Genomic DNA, 2,727 nt, shown 5'->3' on the forward strand with positions numbered 1-2,727 from the left:
GTCAGGCCTTCTGGTTCGGGGAGTTTGTTTGCGCGGCATGCGGCGGTCAGGGTGTTGGCCAGCAGGCATGCGATTGTCATGGGGCCGACGCCACCGGGGACGGGGGTGATTGCTCCGGCGCGTTCGGCGGCGCTGGCGTAATCCACGTCTCCAACCAGCTTGTTCTTGCCGTCGCGTTCAATGCGGTTGATGCCCACGTCGATGACCGTGGCGCCTTCCTTGATCCAGTCGCCGGGCACCATCTCGGGGCGGCCCACAGCGGCGACAACGATATCCGCGCGACGGACAACATCGGGCAGATCCTTGGTGCGGCTATGCGCGATGGTCACGGTGCAGCTGTCGCCCAGCAGCAGTTGCGCCATCGGCTTGCCAACGATGTTCGAGCGGCCGATCACAACCGCGTCCATTCCGGACAATGAGCCGTGGTGATCACGCAGCATCATCAGGCAGCCCAGTGGGGTACAGGGCACCATCGATTTCTGACCGGTGCCCAGCAGGCCCACATTCGAGATGTGGAACCCGTCGACATCCTTGGCCGGGTCGATCGAATTGATCACCAGATCTTCGTTCAGATGCTTGGGCAGCGGCAGTTGCACCAGAATGCCGTGGACTGCGGGATCGGTATTCAGCTTGTCGATCAATGCCAGCAGGTCTGCCTCGGAGGTGTCCACATCCAGCTTGTGCTCATACGAGTTCATGCCGACCTCGACGGTCATCTTGCCCTTCGAGCGGACATAGACCTGGCTGGCCGGGTCTTCGCCCACCAGAACCACGGCCAGACCAGGGGTGATGCCATTTTCGTCCTTCAGCTTTGCAACCTGATCGGCAACCTGTGCCCGCACCGTTGCTGCAAAGGCCTTACCGTCGATAACCTGCGCTACCATTCTTCGATCCCTTCTTCCCAAAACGGATCGGGCGCTTGGGGCGCCCGGTCAGTCAGTCGTTGCCGAGCACACGTTCCTCACGCGCAATCGACCAGTCAATCAGAATGCGCCACAGCGTCTCGGCCAGATCGGGGTCCATCCCCGCCGCCTGAGAGCTGGCACGCACCTTTTGCACCACCTCTTCAACACGATCCGGAATACGGGCCGGCAGGCCCTCGCCCGGCTTCAACTCAGACGCGCGATCAATGTAGCTGGCGCGCCTCACCAGCATCTCGATCAGGTGCCGGTCCAGCTGGTCGATCTGAATCCGCAGATCCTGCATCGTTGCGCAGTCTTGCGGCGGTGTCAGAGTGGGCATCGTGATCTCCTCGTGGCCCGGAGCATTCTCCGGATCACGAGATGTCTTATCTGGCGACTTAGAACAAGCCCTCGATCTCACCTGCGTCATTGAGGCAGATGCTTTCGGCCGCCGGTTTGCGCGGCAGGCCCGGCATAGTCATGATCTCACCACAGACCGCCACGATAAATCCGGCACCCGCGCTCAGGCGCACCTCGCGCACCGGAACCGAATGGCCGGTGGGCGCGCCGCGCAACGAGGGATCGGTCGAGAAGGAATACTGCGTCTTGGCCATGCAGACCGGCAGGTTGCCGTAACCGGCTTCTTCCCATTCACGCAGCTGGTTGCGGATCTTGTTGTCGGCCAAAACCTCGTCCGCGCGATAGATGCGCTTGGCGATGGTTTCGATCTTCTCGAACAGCGGCATATTGTCGGGGTAGATCGGCGCAAAGTTCGCTGTGCCCCCTTCGACGATTTCGACCACCTTCTCGGCCAGCGGCGCCGAACCTTCCGACCCCAGCTCCCAGTGACGCGACAGAACCGCTTCGACCCCGTGGTCAGAGCAATAGTCTTTCACGGCTTGCACTTCAGCGTCGGTATCGGTGACGAAGTGGTTGATGCCAACCACAACCGGCACGCCAAAGGATTTGACGTTTTCGATGTGACGACCCAGGTTGGCACAGCCCGATTTGACCGCGTCGACGTTTTCCGCACCCAGATCAGCCTTGGCCACACCGCCATTCATCTTCATCGCACGCACGGTGGCGACCAGCACCACAGCCGACGGCGCGATACCCGCCTTGCGGCACTTGATGTTCATGAATTTCTCGGCGCCCAGATCGGCGCCAAAGCCCGCTTCGGTCACCACATAGTCAGCCACTTTCAGCGCGGTCTTGGTCGCAATGACCGAGTTGCAGCCATGCGCGATGTTGGCAAACGGGCCGCCATGGACAAAGGCCGGGTTGTTTTCCAGCGTCTGCACCAGGTTCGGCTGCATCGCGTCCTTCAGCAGCACCGTCATCGCACCTTCAGCCTTGATGTCGCGGCAATACACGGCTGTCTTGTCGCGGCGATACGCGACGATGATGTCACCCAACCGCTTTTCCAGATCTTTCAGATCATTGGCCAGGCACAGGATCGCCATAACTTCAGAGGCCACGGTGATGTCAAAGCCGGTCTCGCGCGGGAAACCGTTCGATACGCCACCCAAGCTGGCCGTGATCTGACGCAGCGCGCGGTCGTTCATGTCGACCACACGACGCCACGCTACGCGGCGGATGTCGATCTCGCACTCATTGCCCCAGTAGATGTGGTTGTCGATCAACGCCGACAGCAGTGAATGGGCGCTGGTGATGGCGTGAAAGTCACCGGTGAAGTGCAGGTTCATCTCTTCCATCGGAACAACCTGCGCGTAACCACCACCCGCAGCGCCGCCCTTCATGCCAAAGTTCGGGCCCAGCGAAGCCTCACGGATACAGATCATCGCGTTCTTGCCGATCCGGTTCA

Annotated in this window: 3 protein-coding genes; all 3 read right to left on the reverse strand. The window is 60.9% G+C overall.

The window, feature by feature from the left end; all coding sequences use genetic code 11:
* Positions 1-884 (reverse strand): bifunctional methylenetetrahydrofolate dehydrogenase/methenyltetrahydrofolate cyclohydrolase FolD (gene folD, locus AC2FHW_RS19845; protein WP_271952851.1); only part of this gene is annotated, 884 nt, incomplete at its 3' end.
* 52 nt (positions 885-936) lie between these two features.
* Positions 937-1,242, reverse strand: a complete 306-nt coding sequence (locus AC2FHW_RS19850; protein WP_142640424.1) for a chorismate mutase — start codon at positions 1,240-1,242, stop codon at positions 937-939.
* A gap of 58 nt (positions 1,243-1,300) precedes the next feature.
* Positions 1,301-2,727 (reverse strand): formate--tetrahydrofolate ligase (locus AC2FHW_RS19855; RefSeq protein ID WP_496822501.1); only part of this gene is annotated, 1,427 nt, incomplete at its 5' end.

This window comes from Ruegeria sp. YTSA108 (assembly GCF_059610185.1).

Coding starts and splice junctions, on each gene's coding strand:
- AC2FHW_RS19850 (WP_142640424.1), bottom strand. CDS start 1,242: ATGCCCACTCTGACACCGCCGCAAGACTGCGCAACGATGCAGGATCTG.